This is a genomic window from Vibrio sp. YMD68 (genome assembly GCF_029958905.1).
In the GTDB taxonomy this organism is placed as follows: domain Bacteria; phylum Pseudomonadota; class Gammaproteobacteria; order Enterobacterales; family Vibrionaceae; genus Vibrio.
This window is the reverse complement of record NZ_CP124614.1, coordinates 1,804,263-1,823,978: the sequence shown is the minus strand read 5'-3', so window position 1 is coordinate 1,823,978 and position 19,716 is coordinate 1,804,263. Positions and strand designations below refer to the sequence as shown.

The following is a 19,716-nucleotide window of genomic DNA, read 5'->3' as shown; positions in this document are numbered from 1 at the left end:
GTCCTGAACTTTGTTTTGAGAGCAGGTAAGTAATAAACACAGTAATCCCAATTAAGCCCCGATAATTAGGGGCTTTTTCGTGTAAGTTTCTATACAATCTCAATTATTCATACTTTATTTGTGTCGCGAAAATAATATGACTCCAATTTTGTTCTCTGCAGCCAAACCATCAGACCTAGAGCAATTGAATCGGTTGATGTTTGATCTACACCATGAACACCATCAATCTTGTCCTGAGTTTTTTAAAACGGCCTGCGAAATCGAACAGGAAAAGAGCATAGCTCGCTACTTAGATGACCCTGAGTGTTTGGTATTTGTGGCTAGAGATAACCAAGATGTCGTCGGTTTTGTTACTGGGCATTTTTGTGAATTAGTGTCGAGTGTCAGTAAACCGATTCAGATGGGCAGTGTGGATGAGCTTTATGTTCGGCCCCAATATAGGCAGAGAAAGATTGCTCACCAACTGTGTGAAACGCTGAATCAACGCTTCAAAGAATATGGGGTGGTTCAGATATTTGTTGAAGTTTGGGATTTTAACGCGGCGGCATTAGAGTTTTATAACCAACTTGGATTCGAGCACCATATTCATTGGTTACGCAAAGCAATATGAATGGTCTCACATTATTTTATATGGAAGGTTTTTAACGTGATTAAGCGGATACTGTTGCTTGTCTTAAGCAGTTTTTCACTATTGTTTGCAACGCTATTAATAGCACAAGAATCAATAACTCAAGAAATGCCAGACTCTATTCGTGGTGCGCTTTGTATGGTGAAAGCGAACGATAAGGTTGTGTTAGTCAATGAGATATTAACCCAACAGATTTCGCTGCCTGGCGGTACCATTGATCCAGGAGAGCACCCAAGTTTAACGGCCCAAAGAGAAACCTGGGAAGAAACAGGCCTGGTCGTAACGGTCGGTGACGTACTGGGTTATACCAACACAGCGGTTATCTATGATTGTATCTCAGATTCAGAAATCATCGCTTATGAATACAATAACGAGCTCGACGGCAATACGATGCCAATTTGGTTCGCACCGCATTACGGGATCGAAGTATCAAGTGCCATGTTATTGCTACCAGAGTTGTTACCCAATGAAAGATACCGCTACCCAGAGCAATGGCATGACATCAAAGAGATGCATCAACATGCAACGGATCAATCCGTTACCTTTGTCAGCGAGCTCATAAAAGCAGCGCCTGAACTGAACCAATCTCAGCTGCACTGGATTGTGAGTATGCAACAATCCGTCGCCTCATTGCCGAGCGCAATAGCAGCGGCTGTAGAAGTTGCTAATGGGCTATTAAACCAGCTAACCAAACCTTGGATGCTACTGATCATCTTGCCTATTTTGTATTGGCGATTTGGAAAAGAATTCAACTACAAAGTGTTCTTTGCAATCACGGCCACTTCTTTGCTGTGCTTAGTTGCCCAGCAAGGCTTTGCTATTCCTAGACCACATGCTTATATCCCAGCGATTGATATGTCCCACAGTTATGGATTTGGCTTTCCTAGCTTACCGATTGCTATTTGGTTTTGTATCGCAGGGTTAGTGTATAAACAGATTGATAATGAGTTAAAGCAACGCTTTGTTACTGGGTTCCTATCGTTGGTTCTGTTGGTAGGCTTATGTCAGTTTTATAGCGGAAGTGCGTTTATTTGGGATATGCTGATTGGAGCATTATTGGGCATACTTGTTGCGTGGCATATTATTCGATTGGAAGGCAAGCCAGATGTCGATTTAATGTCGGTAATCTGCTCTCGAGGGCTTTGGATTGCTGTCAGCGTAGGGGCAGTCGCGCTGACCGTCATTTGGCCATTACCGGTCTTTACTTCCTGGATCGCCATTACGATCACAATGCTTGGTTTAGTGCTCTCGCTTGATCGCGATAAACAAACGATTTCATTCAAGCAGCTACTAATTATAATCGTATTTCTTCTATCGGCGAATCAGTTACTTCTTTTTCTTGCTTCTTTCGTTTCTTACAGCAGCTTATTGTCACTGATGATGGAATCTATCCGTTTCCCTATTTTGATCATATGCTATGCGGGACTGGTACGTAAATTCAGCCAATAGATGGTGAGTGATAGTCTTTTCGTAATGGCCTTGTACTGAGGGCCTTGTTTTCGAAAGTAAAAAACGCCTGACACTGTGTTAGGCGTTTTTCATAAGCTATATTTTGAATAAGCCATATTTTGCATAAGCTACGTGGGGTATTTTTAGTCAGCAGCCATCACATGATCAGCGATTAACTCGACAGGATGAACTTTTCGATCACATCTGCTACGCCATCTTCATCGTTGCTAGGGGCAATATAAGTAGCCAATGCTTTTGTTTCACTCATTGCATTACCCATCGCTACCCCCATACCTGCGTAACTTAGCATATGGTTATCGTTTTCAGCATCACCCACACAAATAACCTCACTCGAATCTAGGCCTAGATAGTTGGCAATCGATTCGACCCCTAAGCCCTTGTTGCTGCCTAAGCTTAAGAATTCGAGGAAAAACGGGGCACTCTGAACGATGGTATAGCGTTGGTGCAACGCTTTTGGTAGCAGTGAAATAGCTTGAGTTAATTTACTCGGTTCACCAACAATCATTGCTTTGATGATCGGGTGATCGTCTTCTAATGTTGAAAAATCCATTTCTGTCAGGCTGAGTCCGTTAATCGTTGCCTCTAGCTGAGTGTACTCACTATTTTTCGGCGTGATTAAACCGTGCTCCTCGCTAAATGCATGGACATTTAGGCCATATTTCTTAGCCAGTTCAGCCACTTCTTTTGCTGCCTTGCCATCGATAATTTGCTTACGAATGATGCCTTGGTTTCCGAGCTCTTTGACCACAGAACCGTTATAGTATAGAACGAATTCGTTATCGCCATTGATGCCTAACTCTTCCAACTTATCGACCATACCGTCAAGTGGTCGGCCGGAAGCCAAAACAACTTTTACACCTTTGTTTCTCGCCGCCGAGATGGCGAGTTTAGTCTTGTCCGAAATTTGTTTGTTGCTATTGAGTAGCGTGCCATCCATATCGAGCGCGATGAGTTTGTACATAACTTACCTAAAATCTACAGCAAAAGGGCAGGATAATTAATTTTGATGATTTCAGCCAGTGTTAGTTGCCTCACGCTATATTCGTTCATTTATCGATTGGCATTTTATTTGACCTTAACCTAAGACTCATTTAAGGTCTCGGACCTAATTTAGAGACACCTCGGGTTAAGTAAGTTGTATAAGATAAACGAAATGTTTGAAACGATTCAGGGCGAAGGTTATTTCACCGGTGTACCTTCAGTTTTTGTTCGGCTTCAAGAGTGCCCAGTGGGATGCGCTTGGTGCGATACGAAACAAACATGGGATGCGCTTGAAAGCGATGAACGCACAATCAATGAAATCTTAGTCAAAACTGAAGATAACCCATTATGGTGTTCGATTTCTGCTGAAGGCATAGTCGAGCAATACCAGCATCAAGGCTATACTGCAAAGCATGTAGTGATTACGGGTGGTGAGCCCTGTATCTATGACTTACGTCCCTTAACTGAGGCGTTTGAGCAGATGGGGTGTCGCTGCCAGATTGAGACCAGTGGAACGTTTGAAGTAAAAGCAACCGAAAGCACCTGGGTGACAGTGTCACCAAAAGTCGCAATGAAAGGTAAGCTTCCTATTATTGATTCTGCACTGGAACGTGCTGATGAAATCAAGCATCCGGTTGGCACGCAAAAAGATATTGATCACTTAGATGAACTGTTAGGTAGAGTGACAATCGATCAAAAGACGGTGATTGCTTTGCAACCAATTAGCCAGAAAACACGAGCAACCGAACTGTGTATAGAAACGTGCATAAAACGGAACTGGCGATTGTCGGTGCAAACGCATAAATATTTAAGTATTGCCTAGGGCTATTTGGAAGAGATAATGAAAAAAGCGGTAGTAGTATTCAGCGGAGGCCAAGACTCCACCACATGTCTGGTCAAAGCGTTACAAGAGTTTGATGAAGTCCATGCCATTACCTTTGATTATGGGCAAAGGCATCGCTTAGAGATCGCCATTGCTCAAGATCTTGCTAAAGAGCTGGGCGCAACGGCACATAAAGTCATGGATGTGACTCTCCTGAATGAACTCGCAATCAGTTCATTAACCCGTGACGATATTCCTGTTTCTCATGAGTTACAAGATAATGGCTTACCTAACTCATTTGTGCCTGGAAGAAATATTTTGTTTCTCACGCTCGCTGGCATTTATGCGTATCAAATTGGTGCAGACACGGTGATTACAGGCGTTTGTGAAACCGACTTTTCTGGTTACCCGGATTGTCGTGATGAGTTCGTTAAATCAATGAATACTGCGCTCGTACTCGGAATGGATAGAACGTTTGAAATATCAACCCCGCTAATGTGGCTCAACAAGGCCGAAACCTGGGCAATGGCTGACCGATATGACGCGTTAGAATTGGTGCGAAATAAGACGCTTACGTGTTATAACGGCGTAATAGGCGATGGATGTGGTGATTGCCCATCTTGTGATTTGAGACAATCAGGACTTGATGAGTATCTACAAAACAAAGAACAAGTAATGAAGCAATATCTAAGTAAGGCTTCGGAGTAACCTTTCTTACTGTTGTTAATTCAAAAATAAAAACGTCGCAATTGCGACGTTTTTTGAAAATGCATTTAGTTGACGACTTTCTCTAAATAGAGTTTCGCTAAATCGGAAGGCTCAATTTCTTTACCTTCTAAAGATTCGTTCCAGTTAGTGCCAATCAAAACGCCATCTTCAGCAAGAGTCAGTAGCCAATCTTCTACAAAAATATCGAGTGGGATTTCTAGTATTTCGAAGTCAGACCATTCTTCAACATTATGGCGTTGTGCATCTTCTTTTGAAGACCAAAAAGGCATTACTTCACTTTGCTCGAACTCACTTGAATCACACGCTAACCAACCTTCTTCGTTTCGTAAGCCCCAAACCAATTTGTTCTGACAGGTTTCTGTTACAAATAGCTCTAGGTTAGCTTGGATATCGGCGGTCAATTTAGTCATGTTAGTGCTCTCAATAGATTAGACCGCGGTAGATTACCATTTTCATCAATGAAACTCATTAGAAAATAGGAACAAAATAAAAAAGGGCGCATTAGCACCCTTCAAGTATTGAACCCGTAATATATCTTCGATTGTAATTACTTTTCGATCTTGTCAAAGATAGTCCACGCTTCCTTCACCGAGCCTTTGAAACCAACAACGGTGGCTTCTACTTTCCGGTTGAGTGCATGACTTTGTTCATCGTCACCATAAGCCGCTAAAGAGCTTGCCCCGTGACCGACAATATCGATACGAGTATGGCTTAGCCCATTTGAAATAAGTTCTTTTCTAATCGTCTCAGCACGTTTTTCAGATAGCTTCAAATTGTACTCTGGGTTGCCGACTTTACTGGCGTACCCTTGAAGTTCGATCGAGGTTGATGGGTAGTTGGTCATAAACTCGGTCATCACTCGTATTTGATTCAGAAAGACCGAATTCAATTCATAAGAATCGTTAGCAAAAAGGATATTCAGTTTCATCTCTTGCTTGGAGTCGATGTAGGTTTCACAACCATCATTATCAATCTCTGACGCAAGCGGTGTTTCTACGCACAGATCTCTTGCGTTAATAACACCATCACGGTCGTCATCGAGTAAATCGTCTAATTGCGTGGCGACTGGTGTGGCTATGTAGCTGTATTCTTCCTCTGCGAGTGTATGCGAAGAAAAAAATGATGCTGTCACAAGTAAAGGGATAAGATGCTTGTTCATATTAGTAATCCACCTCTTGGTGCCATTCGCCTGGCGTTGACACTCGTAGCGCTGATAACAAATTACCGGTTGCGTTCATCACTCGGTACTTGGCATATTGCTCATCATATTTGGCGTCAAGGTATCCTTTCCTCGCTTCGAAAAGCTCATTTTCAGTGTTCAATAGGTCAAGTAACGTACGCTTTCCTAGTTGGTACTGCTTCTCGTACGAAATAACAGTTTCAGAAGCCGAGTCAACATGGTCAGATAAGAAGTCTTTCTGTTGTACCGTAAGATCTAAAGCGCTCCAAGAGAGTCTTAAACCTTCTTCAACAGTGCGGTAGGTGCGATCACGGAAGTCTTTAGCTTTGTTCAACTGATAAGCATAGCTATCGATACGGTCAGAATCAGAGCCACCATTAAATAGGTTGTAACGTAAACGAAGCATGGCTGCAAATTCATCACTGCTTCCTTCAGTACCGCCAGCGTCATCGTACCAAGTTTGAGTCGCTTCAATGGATAGGGTTGGGTAATTCACACCCTTAGACTGTTTATATTGGAACTTCGCCGCATCGACATCAGCTTGAGCCACCTTAATAACAGGGTGTTTTTCAAAAGCCGAATTGAGCGCCTCGTCAATAGTAAATGGAATGGCAATTTGATCGGCCATTGGGAAAATCAAACCTGCGGGAGCTTCACCAACGATGCGCTTAAACTGAGTATGCACATCAAAAAGATTATTTTGCGCCGCAAGTAAGTTACCGTGCGCTTTTGCTATACGAGCTTCTACTTGTGACATGTCCGCGGTTGAACCAATCCCTGACTCTACGCGCTTCTTAATATCGATATAGATTTTTTTATGTGTTGCAAGGTTACTTTCAGACAGGCTTAGTACATCAAACGCTTTTGTCGCATCAAGGTAAATCTTTGTCACCTCAAGCGCGATGTCTTGTGCGTCAGCAAGAAGTTGAAAACGGATAGATTCAGCATCGGCTGCTGTCCTGTCCATATCATTCAAGGTCGCAGAGCCATCCCATAACAGCTGGGTCAATGTTAACGTTGCTTCTTTTCGGGTTAATTCGGTATCAGGGTTATTCTGCGCAGGATCGATCGCTTCGTACCCAATCCCTGCATCAAGATCGAGACTAGGAAGATAGGCTCCGCCTGATGCATCGGCTAGATAGCGTTTACTGATGAATTCATTGTATGAAGCCGCTATCTCTGGGTTGGTTTTTAACGTGTTAGCAACCGCCTGCTCTAATGTTTGGCTATAGCCCGGAAAACTTGCGGCGATTAGAACACTAACAGCACTAATTCTATTCCAGTTCACGATGTTTCTCCTTGGACAACTCTGTCTTTGTTATATGACGCGTCAATAAAATAACACGAATCGTTATAAACCCTAATGTTTTTGTCCATATATGTAATCAATTTGTAAAGTTAAGACGTTTTGCAACATTGTAACGCGTCATTGTTGTATTGAATATATTGAACTAAGATCAAATTATTATAGTGATATCGATTCATTCTCAATATGAGAGATGGGTCGAGTTATGCGTTCGAGTGCGTTATTGAAATGTTAGTTTATTGGTTTTGTTTACAACCTATTAATGTTAAATTATAGCAATAATGAATGTAATTCCACGGGTCATTATTTTGACTTATTGGATTGGCAGTTTGAAATAGCAGAGGCGTCATATGGGTATCGGTACTTTTATTAATGGTAGCAATTTAGCTGCTGGGCAAATAGTGGTTATTGACATTAATGGAAATCTAAAGGTATTGAACGAAGGAGATCAAGTCCTCCCTGGAGAAGTCATCGTAAAAAGTGATGGCTCGTTAGATACCCAAGCAGAACAGCCTCTGCAGGTTGAGATTGTTGGCGAAGACGGAGATAACCAAGATATCACCGCTGAAATTGAAGATATCTTTGCAGCGTTAGAAGAAGGTCAAGATCCAACTCAGCTTGGTGAAGAATTTGCGACTGCCGCAGGTGAAGCATCGGGCTCTAGTTTGACAGCATCTGGAAGCATTTCTAGAGACGGCCGTGCGATTATTGCATCAACACAGTTGGACACCGAAGGATTGGAGGCATTAGGCCTTTCTCAAACACAAAGCCTCACTCTGCTTCAGCAATTTCGTCAATATTCCCCAAATTTTGTCGATTCCACAAATGCCGAACTAGGCGATACTCTTGCGATTTTAACTGAAGAAGACACGCCGATCAGCGGGCAGTTTTCTGCAACAGACACGAACGGTGATAGCCTTGTTTATTCACAGGTCACTGCTCCTGAAAATGGTACCGTATCCGTTAACCCTGACGGTTCATGGGAATACACGCCGAATGAAAACTACAATGGCCCAGACAGCTTTACAGTCGAAGTTTCTGATGGCCGAGGCGGAATAGACACACTCATTGTTGAGATTGGTGTAACGCCGGTTAATGATCCAGCGACAGTCTCTGATGATGCTGGTGAGGTTGTTGAAGATAACGCCGATCTGTTCGTTGCAACGGGAGCACTTTCAATTGTAGATGTTGATGCTGGTGAGCAGTTTGTCACACCCGTAACGGTTTCAAATGAATATGGGACATTTACAGTAGACGAAGAAGGTAACTGGTCGTTTACGTTAAATAATGAGAGTGATGCTGTACAGCAACTTCCTGAGGGCGCAGAAATCCCACTGTCGTTTGATGTGACTTCGTTTGATGGTACTGGCACCGGGACGGTCGATATTATTGTTCGCGGTACCAATGACATTCCAACCATTAATGCCACTGAAAGCGTCTCGACGGGCAGCGTAGTGGAAGCGGGTCACACGGATACGGGTGATACTGTGGCCGGCACAATCAGTGCAACGGGGCAGTTGGTGGCCAATGACGTAGATCAAAACGATTCGACTTTGACGTGGTCTGTGGCGGAGACGCCTGATGCTACCTACGGGACTTTCTCGATTACTCAAGACGGGAAATGGACGTACGAGCTGGACAACAGTCTGGCCGCAACGCAGGCATTAACGGAAGACCAAAAAGTTCCATTGACGTTCACTGTGCAAGTGGTGGATGAAAACGGGGCGACGGTTGAGCACACCGTGAGTCTTGACTTAACGGGCACCAATGACATTCCAACCATAAATGCTACTGAGAGCGTCTCGACGGGCAGCGTAGTGGAAGCGGGTCACACGGATACGGGTGATACTGTGGCCGGCACAATCAGTGCAACGGGGCAGTTGGTGGCCAATGACGTAGATCAAAACGATTCGACTTTGACGTGGTCTGTGGCGGAGACGCCTGATGCTACCTACGGGACTTTCTCGATTACTCAAGACGGGAAATGGACGTACGAGCTGGACAACAGTCTGGCCGCAACGCAGGCATTAACGGAAGACCAAAAAGTTCCATTGACGTTCACTGTGCAAGTGGTGGATGAAAAAGGAGCGACGGTTGAGCACACCGTGAGTCTTGATTTAACGGGCACCAATGACATTCCAACCATTAATGCCGCTGAGAGCGTCTCGACGGGCAGCGTAGTGGAAGCGGGTCACACGGATACGGGTGATACTGTGGCCGGCACAATCAGTGCAACGGGGCAGTTGGTGGCCAATGACGTAGATCAAAACGATTCGACCTTGACGTGGTCTGTGGCGGAGACGCCTGATGGCACCTACGGGACTTTCTCGATTACTCAAGACGGGAAATGGACGTACGAGCTGGACAACAGTCTGGCCGCAACGCAGGCATTAACGGAAGACCAAAAAGTTCCATTGACGTTCACTGTGCAAGTGGTGGATGAAAAAGGAGCGACGGTTGAGCACACCGTGAGTCTTGATTTAACGGGCACCAATGACATTCCAACCATTAATGCCGCTGAGAGCGTCTCGACGGGCAGCGTAGTGGAAGCGGGTCACACGGATACGGGTGATACTGTGGCCGGCACAATCAGTGCAACGGGGCAGTTGGTGGCCAATGACGTAGATCAAAACGATTCGACCTTGACGTGGTCTGTGGCGGAGACGCCTGATGGCACCTACGGGACTTTCTCGATTACTCAAGACGGGAAATGGACGTACGAGCTGGACAACAGTCTGGCCGCAACGCAGGCATTAACGGAAGACCAAAAAGTTCCATTGACGTTCACTGTGCAAGTGGTGGATGAAAAAGGAGCGACGGTTGAGCACACCGTGAGTCTTGATTTAACGGGCACCAACGATGGCCCAATTGCAACCGACGATAGCTACAACGTACCAAATGAAACGTTGCTGTTCACCGAGTCATTTGAAGAAATGACATCAACAAGCCGATGGACAGTTGTTCAAGGTAATCAACTTGGAGAATGGAGCGCAACTCACGGTTTAGAAGTACAGCATGATGGCTTGATTGCCAAAGCCACAGATGGTGATTATCTCGCTGAACTTGATGCACACCAAAATACGTCGATTTCTACACATATCGATACATCCGGACAAGATAGGTTACGTGTAGAGTTTGACTATAACCCTCGTCATAATGGTGGGAATACTTCCTCAAATATGACGTTCAGTGTTGCTGGAGTAACGATAACGGTTAATGCTGACGGTACATTAACGGACCATGATGGGCTAGATGTACAAATTAGTGAAGTTAACTCAAATGGCTGGTATCGAATTACTGGTGAGTTTGACGTAGCAAGTGATGATACAGTTATTAGCTTTGCTGGCTCTGGAGCATCTGATTCTCTAGGAGCTTTGCTAGACAACATATCGGTAACAGGTATTCAGCAACCAGATCTTACAACCGAAGAAGATCAACCGATTACTATCTCATTTGCAGAATTGCTTGGAAACGATAGTGATGTTGATGGGGATACTCTTCAGGTCACTAATGTCACTAACGCCGCTAACGGTCAATTCGTTGTTGATTACCAAAATAAGACAATTACGTTTACTCCAGACAGAGACTACAACGGTGAAGCGACGTTTGAGTACACCATTTCTGATGGAAATGGAGCTACAGATACAGCCACGGTTACTTTAAATGTCACGCCCGTGAACGATGCGCCAATCGCTGTTGATGATGTCCATGCATTAGGCGAAAACTTAATTACAAATGGCAGTTTTGAAAACTTTACCAGTGATAAATCGACGGGGTGGGGCGATAGAGCGAGTACTCTAGACGGCTGGGGCTATAGTGCAAATTCAGGAAAACTAGACGTCGTTAACGATGGCTATAACCGTGTAACAACAGATGGCGAACGTTATATCGATATGGAAGGTGAAGGTGGTCGTGGAGACAATGTCACCCTTTCTCAAAACGTTAGTGGTGTTAAATCAGGAGAAAGCTACCAACTGTCGGTTGACGTAGCAGCACGTTCTGATAATCACACAGCAAAAGTTCAAGTTGTTTGGAATGGCCAAGTTATTGCCACAATTACTCCTGATACTAATGTGATGGAAACCCATACTTTCGAAGTGATTGGAATAGATGGGGATAATACCGTTAGCTTTGTCGAAGTGGGTAGAGAAGGTGATAACAGCGGTACGTACCTAGACAATGTTAAACTCCAAGAAATATTAGTCGATCTCACTACTGACGAAGACACGATTCTGGAAATCCCACACCAACAATTACTTGGTAACGATTATGACGTTGACGGCGATGAATTAACGATTACTGATGTTAAAATGACCAACGACATCGAAGGTAGTGTGAGTATTGTTGACGGCAAGGTTGTTTTCGAACCAGCACAAGATTTTAACGGTATAACCACCTTTGAATACACCATTTCGGATGGGAATGGTGGCACTGATACTGCGTTAGTTACCGTTAATGTTAAGCCAATAAATGATGCCCCTGTCTTTGAAAAAGACGGCGATCCACTTGGTGATGATGAAAATATAAGTGTTACAACGAAAGAAGACGCCCCTGTGTCTGGAAGCGTAGTAGCAACTGATGTTGATGGTGATGACCTAGCTTACACTATTCTTACCCAAGCTGAGAATGGAACGGTCACCATCGACAAGGAAGGTAACTGGGTCTATACCCCGAACGAAGAATACAACGGTGTTGATAAGTTTGATGTTCAAGTCAGTGATGGTCAAGGCGGCTTTGACACCGTAACGATTGACGTAACGGTATTGGCCGTTGCCGAGATGACAGTGAAAGCTGGTGATCCTGTCGAAGAGTCTGATAATACTTACCTATCATTCACCATTGGTCTTGACGAGCCGGTATCAGAAAGCGTCACTTTAGATCTCAAACTTGGCCGAGAAGGTGAAGGTGAAGGTGAAGGTGATGATTTACCAAAGGTAGCAACGAAAGGTTCAGACTATTTAAGCAACCTATTTGTTTCAGATGGCAATGAAGGATATAGACCAATTACAGAAAAAGACCTGATCATGAATATCGGTCAAACTGAGTTGGAAGTTTTCGTTCAAATTAAAGATGATGCAGAAACAGAAGGGGATGAATCGGTCACCTTATTTGCAACTAGTGGCAGCGAATTTGTCAAAACACCTTCTGCGGAAGGCACAGGCATCATCGAAGATGATCGCGGAGTAGGCAATCCTAATGTCGATGAAGACACAACTGCAACATTCCAAATCAAGGGTGGAAACACCGTTGAAGAGGGGGATGATGTATACCTAGGCTTCAATGTGAAACTGAGTAATACGGTTGGTGAAAACGTCGTCTTTACCTTGTCTGCTGCCATTGACGGTGATTCAACGACAGCGGATGCATCGGCTGGAATAGACTATGCCGACGAAGTATTTTATGTATCAGATGGGAATGGCGGATTTAAAGAAGCGGAACCGTCGGATTTAATTGTCAAAGCTGGTGAAACGTCAACACAAGTCTTTGTTAAAGTGCTCGATGATGACAGCTATGAGTCCAACGAAGTTGTAGGCCTTACTGCATCAACCACTAGTGAGTTAGTTGTTGGAAATACAGTATCAACGGCTACTGGCGTTATCACCGATGCAACAGACAACCCACCAGAAGCAGAAGATTTTACCGCGCAGGTGGAATCATCAGGAAGAACCTTTATTCAGTTTGACACTGATACTGGTTCCATTGATGGGGAAGGCACTGATCATATCTCTGATGCAGAAGATGATGCCGATCCTCAAGCGAATGTCCAAGTGGTCATTACTGAATTACCTGATCACGGAACGCTTTGGTATAACAATATTCAAATCACAGAAGCCGATCTATATAGCGGTGAAGGCGATACTGAGTATAAACAGTTTGATCCAAACCTAATTCAATATGAACCTAATGCTGACTCAGAAGGGTTTGTGTTGGGGGTTAAAGATGCTCAACCTGGCGAGCAAGAAGCGAATAAAACTGAGTTTCTTAACTGGGGGGAAGCAACGGACAAAGCAAATGAACGTCTGCTTACTCTAGAAAATGGCGATAAAGTTACCATCAGCTCATCGAATGGTCCTCTAGTACAATATCTTGGTGATCCGAAAGCCGATCATGTTGGGTATGGTATTGGAACAAAAGGTGGGGACGGCATTCAAAAGAAAGATACTATTTCTATTAGTTTCGATGACCGTCCAGCGGATAGCGTTACTCTTGGTTTAGATGGGCTCGGTGGCTGGTTTGACGAAAATCTAAACACTAAAGACGAGTCAAGTGTACAGATTACTGTTTTTTACACTAACGACGGCGTAGTTAGCAGTGAAACATTCAGTTATCAGAAATCAACAGCTGGCGATACGAACTTATTCCATGAAATTACGATCCCTTCAGACGGCTTTACATTGCCTGAAGGTGCAGAAATCACTAAGGTCGATTTAGGTACAGATGGAAATGGCAACTGGGAACTTCGTTATATAGAGACAGAAGCGACGGATACCTTTGATTACCGAGCTGTAGATACCGATGGTAACTTTAGCGACGAATCTACTGTCACTATTGGCACACCAAGTACCGCACCTATAGCGAGTGATGATCCTGTTGGTTTCAGTGTTAGCCTTGGTTCCTTTACGGATGATGGCTCATGGAGTACTGATGATGGCTCATTGGGTGAAGGTGCAGCTATTTCTGCGCGTTATCAAACCGAAGACAGAGACATAACAGACAGCGGAATTAAACGTGGTGTTAGCGGCCATGAAAACGGTGGAATAGCATCACAAATTCAATTTAACCGCGAAGACGGAGAGTCTGAGCAGTTCATTATTAACCTAGATAAACCCGTCACTCAATTCAGTTTTACAGTGTCAAATCTGTATAAAGGTGAAGGTGGTTCAGATAACCATGAACAAGGGAAATGGGTCGCTTACTTAGATGGAGTAGCCGTCGCGAGTGCTACTTTTGTAGCAAATGAAGGTAACAATAAAGGCACCTATAGCTATGATGCAGGTGACTTAGAAGGTGTAGCGTTCGATAGTATTGTCTTTGAATCTATCGACTTTGTTAATACACCGGCCCGAGGTGATGACTCTTCCGACTATTTCTTGACGGGCTTTGAAGCGTCAAGTCAAGGCGCGTATGCGGTTAATCAAGGAGGTGTGCTCGAGATTCCAGCGTCAGAATTACTAAACAATGACAGTGATCCAGAAGGTGATAGCCTACGCATTACCTATGTTTATGGAGAAACAGAAGGTGAAGCTCGCATTGAAAATGGCGTGGTTTACTTTGATTTAGATGATGACTTCGTAGGAACCACGACGTTTGAATACCAAATTACCGATGATAACGGTGGTTACGATAGTGCAACGGTAAATGTGATTGTTAACCCAGCGCCAACGCCAGCATCCGTCGACTCAATTCAGCTGCTTTCAGAATCCGTACCTGAAGGTATGGATATGGCATTTAAGGTACATTTGGTTCCAGAAGAACTGAGAGAGGGTGGCTTACGTTTAGGTGCGCTTGAAGAAACACGCTTAGACATAAAGTTTGGGCTAGGTACCGACACCGCAAACGATTCAGATATTGACCTGTCGGATCTTGTCTTTACTAATGGCGTTACTTACGATGCCGATAGCAATGAGATCGTGATTCCCGTTGGTGTTAAAGACTTTACAGTTCTGATTCCTACACAAAAAGACGGTGTTCACGAACTCGATGAGACTTACTCTTTACGCATTGGTGGTGAAGATGGTGTTGCTGCGACAGGCACCATTGAAAATATTGATATTCCGACGTTATCCGTTGTTAGCGAAGGTGATGTATCGGAAGGGTCAGCCGCAACATTTCAGGTCAATCTCTCTGTACCATCCGATCAGTCCACTGAGCTTACTCTTTCAACGAGCGTTGACGGCGAAGAAAATACCGCCGAAGCCGATGATTTAAGCGGCACTATCACGGCATACTACCTAGATGGTAACAACGTTAAGATTCCGTTGGCAGTAGAAGGCGGCAAAACTACCGTGCCACCATTTGTAACGGCAGTTTTCGTCAACGTAGGCACCGCAGACGATTCAGTGTATGAACTTTCTGAGCAATTTGAATTGCTGGTATCAGGTAAAACAGGTGATACCGAAATAGCAACAGCGAAAGGCTCGACCAACATTGTTGACAATGGCAGCATTGATCCAGACGGTGATGGGCCGCAGGTAGGTGACGATGATCGTCCTGTTGTTGAAAGTGTTTCTGACATCAGGATTGAAGAAGGAAGTGTAGGTGCTTTCACGGTTGAACTATCGAATCTGAGTGACACGAATACAATTGTTAGGTTGCGATTTGGTAATGCAAGTGCGACGTCTCCAGAAGACTTTGACACGACTAGCGTTACGATCAAGTACGGTGATACAGAAAAGACAATTGATGTCATTAATGGCCGCTTCCAATTAGAAATCCCAGGAGATGTACAATCTTTTGATGTCGTCGTGAACACGGTTAACGATGACTTTAGTGATGATAATGAACAGTTTTTGCTATTTGCTAAAACGCTTACTCAAAGTGATTCCATTGCAGGAACTGCAACGATTTTCGACAATGAAAAACCAACGATTGATCTTGATGGTTCTGAATATAAACTCGAATTCGTTAGTGAGAATGCGGGTTATAACAATGTGTTTGGTTACTATGTTTATGACGAATTGTCTCAAACTCAAGAACTTCATGTCCTAATTGGCAATGCTAATGATGTTACGGATCCGAACTTAGGGACTCTCACTTCTTTGGATAATGTTGATTACTTCCTAATACCAAACGGTGCAAACATCGTTAACGGTGCGAATAAGTTGGAAATCAACGCAGAAGGAAAACTGATCCTTGATGGTGAGCTTAAGACGACTCATGTCTTTACTGGGCGCGAAGAAGATAGCCAGCTAAGAACATCGTTGGATGACGATGGTAATTTAGTCTTGAGCTTTGATGACCAACGCCAAGAAAGAGAAGATAACGATTTCGATGACCTAGTTGTTAAGGTGACAAAAGTAGTCGGTGATACTGGGTATGAAACCACCTTTACTGAAGATGGCCCGGCTGTTTCTATCGCAGATGCAAAGGCTGATATCTTTGATGATAAAGACACCATTCAATCCATGAAGGTTGTTCTGAGTAATGCTAAAAATGGTGATGACTTAACGTGGTCTGAAACACTAGGCTTTAGAGTTGATAAGACAGTTGCAAACGGCATTGTTACTTTACTAATTGTCTCTGATACCTTAGAAGGTGTTTCTTCAGCCCAAGAATTTGAATCTTTCTTAGGAAGTATTCAATTTACTAATTCAAGCGACACTCCCGATGAAACTCCAAGACAAATAGATATTACGGTTACCGATGGAGCAGGTCTAGAGTCTGAATCAGCAACGTCTATTGTGAACATTACACCTGTAGATGAATTGCTTGTTTCAACCTCTTATGGAGTTGAAGACAAACTGATCCCGCTAAATATCGCATTGAATGACGATGATACGTCAGTAACTCATGTGACAATTAGTGATATCCCCGAAGGTGCTGCTGTATATGTTGGCGATAATCCAATCAACATTACTTCTAGTAGTGTAACGGTTTCGGTTTCTGATCTAGATCAGCTATCAATCAAAGCTCCACAAGATAGTGATGTCAATTTCAATCTTACTGTCATTGGTCAAGATGAAAACGGCATTGCTATCGAGTCAACCGGTTTAACCGTTGACGTTCATCCAGATGCTGATCAACCTAATCTAACTATTGGTGAGTTCGAGAAAGTTGCAGCCATTGATTTTGAGGATGTTCAAATCAAATCTGGAACTTGGGATAGTGACATCGAGATTAATAAGGTGGAAGGCGCTGGTACTATCGGTAAGTGGTTGACTTCAAATGATGGTCAACATGTTGAAGTAGGGACTGAAGGAACTTACCTGCCAGGGAATTCAATCAATCAAGTAATGGAAATTGAAGGTGAAAATGGCGATAAAGTCCTTTATACCGATATGGATCTGGTAGCGGGTCGTTTTTACAAATTTGAGTTCGACATTGCTGCTCGTGAAGGTAACCCTGCCTCTTCAGACATGTCTGTGAAGCTAATTAAACTAGACGACAATGGTGACATTGTTCCAAATAGTACCATTGAGTTGTATGACTTTGATCCAACAGCAGAAGGTTGGGAAAATGGTCAATCATTCAATCTACCTATTGAGTCATCGGGCAAATATAGACTGTTACTGATAGCTGATGAAGCGGATTCTACAGGTGCAATACTTGATAACATCACGTTTAAAGCCGTCGATAATTATGGCTACGAAGATACCTATATTAAGTTAAGTGAGATTAATGCATCGTTAGTTGACGAACTCGATAAATCAGAGTCTTTAAAAGTAGAGCTTATGGGGATGCCTGTAGGGTCAATATTAATAGATGGTGAAGGAAATGACGCTCGGACGTATACCGTCACCGAAGAGAATAAAGATGAACTACTTGATGTTACTGACTGGGATCTTTCAGAGCTGCAGATTAAAGTCGAAGACCCAGGTAAATTCTCGATTAAGGTCATTGCTACATCTACTGAAATAGATACTAACAAAGATGATGCTATTCACGATAACGAACCGCAAGCGATCGGCGGTCGATTAACCGCAGAATCAATCGACTACATCAATGTCGAGGTGTTAGAAAAAGTAGAGGGTGGTGACTCTGGTAATGGTGATATTGGTTTACCAACAGCTAATGACTTTTCAATTTCATCTGAACATAGTGTCGCTGACGTTGACTTTGAACCTAATGCTACAGATGTAGAAGATGATGCAGATGCAGGAAAAGTTACACGAGTCGAATTGGCTGATATGCCTTTACACGGCAAGCTTTATTATCAAACTGGCGATAAAACTTACACGGAAATTAATGAAGGTGACGTAATAGCAGACACTTCAAAAGTATTCTATGTTGCTGACAGAGGTAGCGAAGTAACAACAAGTATAGATGGCTCTGATGGTGCTCTTGTTGGCGAAGGTATCGATATCTTAACGGTAAACAATATGTCTATCTCTGGTGGTACTATCGTTGATGGCAAGTTTATAAACGATGGTCAGATCAAGTTTGATGGAAACCCGTCTCAGGGTGGTTACTATGTAGATAGCAACTTAGACAAAGGGAACGGACAAGGTAAAGAAACTCAGATTGGAGAATATATCGCTATTGTTTCCGAGCAAGGTAATATTTCTTCACTTTCGGTTACTCTAGACAGCTTGAATGGTCATTTAGGTAACCCTTCTAAAGCTGTTGTTATTGCGCACCTATTTGATAATGGTCAGCTTGTTGGTACTCAAACTCTATCATTAACAGCTATCGATCATCATTCAGGACGAGCAACGATATCTTCAAATGACACTACGTTTGATGAGGTGAGATTAGTTGGAACCGCGCTAACAAACAATGCGCAAGCAGGGTTTAACCTTTCAAGTGTGGATATGGTCGCAAATGGGGCTGTCGAAATTAATGATAAGTTTACCTATTGGGCGATAGATACGGACAATAATAAGAGCGAAGAAAAAGGTACCGTTAGCGTTGAGGCATCTAATGCTCTACCTGGTGATGAAATCATCGGAGGTCCTGGTCTGGATAACGTATCAGTACTGAAAGGCGGTTGGGAGATAGGATCTGATGGCCAGTATGTAATGCTTGATAGAACGATATCTTGGGCTACATCTGCGGCTAAATTGTTTGAAACTGAAAGCCATGACATTCTTGCTTATGACCCAATAAATGGAGCAGTTATAGATGTTGGTATTGCGAGCGATACCGTCACAATGGGCAGTGGCAGTGATACAATTTATTTGGGTGAGGGTCATTCACCAGGTGTAGATGTAAATGTGGATCCAAATACACACGATCAAGCGCTGAAAGATTATGCTTCTAGATCTATGGATCAATTGTTTGATACTGCGGGAGATGAAAATTCAGGATTGAAGGGTATTAACGGTGCCTCAAATCCGGGCTTGGATATTGCACAAGCAGGTGGCGGAAATGACCAAGTCTATGGTGAAGAAGGCCAGGATATTATCTTTGGTGGCTCAGGCCATGACATCTTAGATGGTGGCGAAGGAAATGATGCTATACGCGGCGGTTCAGATAACGATACGATCATCGGTGGTGCTGGTGATGATATTCTTCTCGGTGACAATGGCAGTGACATATTGATAGGAGATGAAGGCTTTGACGTCTTTAAATGGAATGAATTAGATGCCTTGGATACTCATGAGGATCACATTGTTGATTTCAACCGTTTTGAAGATCGTATCGATCTGAGTGAATTAGTTGATACAGATGCCGGTGAGTCAATTGATGACTTGTTAAGAACTATCGATGTTACTGTAGTTGATAGTGATATTACACTTACTATGGCGAGCGGTAATGAGGGTCATAGTCAAATCATAGTGTTAGATGATGCTGCATCTCAGTTTTCAAGTAATGAACTTAGTGATGTAAATGTAACTAGCTTGTTAAATGACTTGATGTCACTCAAGACAATCGATTAAAAACAACTAAGGGCTGAAAGGCCCTTTAACTGTTTTTTCTAAATAATGAAAAAGCCCGAA

9 protein-coding genes are annotated in these 19,716 nt (G+C 43.3%); 5 read left to right on the top strand and 4 right to left on the bottom strand.

Features of this window, described 5'->3' with window-relative positions:
- Positions 1-136 precede the first annotated feature (136 nt).
- On the top strand, positions 137-610 hold the full coding sequence (locus QF117_RS14375; RefSeq protein WP_282386367.1) for a GNAT family N-acetyltransferase: 474 nt from the start codon (positions 137-139) through the stop codon (positions 608-610).
- 36 nt (positions 611-646) lie between these two features.
- Entirely contained in the window at positions 647-2,077 is a 1,431-nt protein-coding gene (locus tag QF117_RS14370; protein WP_282386366.1) for a bifunctional NUDIX hydrolase/phosphatase PAP2 family protein, read from the top strand.
- Between the two features lie 172 nt (positions 2,078-2,249).
- Here QF117_RS14370 and QF117_RS14365 read toward each other — a convergent pair whose 3' ends face one another.
- Positions 2,250-3,059 carry a Cof-type HAD-IIB family hydrolase gene (locus QF117_RS14365; RefSeq protein ID WP_282386364.1) on the bottom strand — a complete coding sequence of 270 codons (810 nt, stop codon included), beginning with the start codon at positions 3,057-3,059 and terminating at the stop codon, positions 2,250-2,252.
- Between the two features lie 174 nt (positions 3,060-3,233).
- On the opposite strand from QF117_RS14365, the gene queE reads away from it, so the two are divergent.
- Positions 3,234-3,902, top strand: coding sequence for a 7-carboxy-7-deazaguanine synthase QueE (gene queE / locus QF117_RS14360; protein WP_282386362.1), 669 nt, complete (start codon positions 3,234-3,236; stop codon positions 3,900-3,902).
- Between the two features lie 18 nt (positions 3,903-3,920).
- Positions 3,921-4,610 carry a 7-cyano-7-deazaguanine synthase QueC gene (gene queC, locus QF117_RS14355; protein ID WP_282386360.1) on the top strand — a complete coding sequence of 230 codons (690 nt, stop codon included), beginning with the start codon at positions 3,921-3,923 and terminating at the stop codon, positions 4,608-4,610.
- Between the two features lie 65 nt (positions 4,611-4,675).
- Here queC and QF117_RS14350 read toward each other — a convergent pair whose 3' ends face one another.
- From QF117_RS14350 to QF117_RS14340, 3 genes are all read right to left on the bottom strand, one after another.
- A complete protein-coding gene (locus QF117_RS14350) occupies positions 4,676-5,041 on the bottom strand; it encodes a DUF2750 domain-containing protein (RefSeq protein WP_282386359.1) in 366 nt (121 codons plus the stop codon).
- Between the two features lie 137 nt (positions 5,042-5,178).
- On the bottom strand, positions 5,179-5,790 hold the full coding sequence (locus QF117_RS14345; protein WP_282386357.1) for an OmpA family protein: 612 nt from the start codon (positions 5,788-5,790) through the stop codon (positions 5,179-5,181).
- 1 nt (position 5,791) lies between these two features.
- Positions 5,792-7,099: a TolC family outer membrane protein gene (locus QF117_RS14340; RefSeq protein ID WP_282386355.1), complete on the bottom strand. Its 1,308-nt coding sequence runs from the start codon at positions 7,097-7,099 to the stop codon at positions 5,792-5,794.
- Between the two features lie 368 nt (positions 7,100-7,467).
- On the opposite strand from QF117_RS14340, the gene QF117_RS14335 reads away from it, so the two are divergent.
- A complete protein-coding gene (locus tag QF117_RS14335; RefSeq protein ID WP_282386354.1) occupies positions 7,468-19,656 on the top strand; it encodes a tandem-95 repeat protein in 12,189 nt (4,062 codons plus the stop codon).
- Positions 19,657-19,716 lie beyond the last annotated feature (60 nt).

Bases quoted from the DNA above. Each gene is read 5' to 3' on its own strand.
- queC (WP_282386360.1), top strand. From the start codon at position 3,921: ATGAAAAAAGCGGTAGTAGTATTCAGCGGAGGCCAAGACTCCACCACA.
- QF117_RS14350 (WP_282386359.1), bottom strand. From the start codon at position 5,041: ATGACTAAATTGACCGCCGATATCCAAGCTAACCTAGAGCTATTTGTA.
- QF117_RS14375 (WP_282386367.1), top strand. From the start codon at position 137: ATGACTCCAATTTTGTTCTCTGCAGCCAAACCATCAGACCTAGAGCAA.
- QF117_RS14345 (WP_282386357.1), bottom strand. From the start codon at position 5,790: ATGAACAAGCATCTTATCCCTTTACTTGTGACAGCATCATTTTTTTCT.
- QF117_RS14365 (WP_282386364.1), bottom strand. From the start codon at position 3,059: ATGTACAAACTCATCGCGCTCGATATGGATGGCACGCTACTCAATAGC.
- QF117_RS14335 (WP_282386354.1), top strand. From the start codon at position 7,468: ATGGGTATCGGTACTTTTATTAATGGTAGCAATTTAGCTGCTGGGCAA.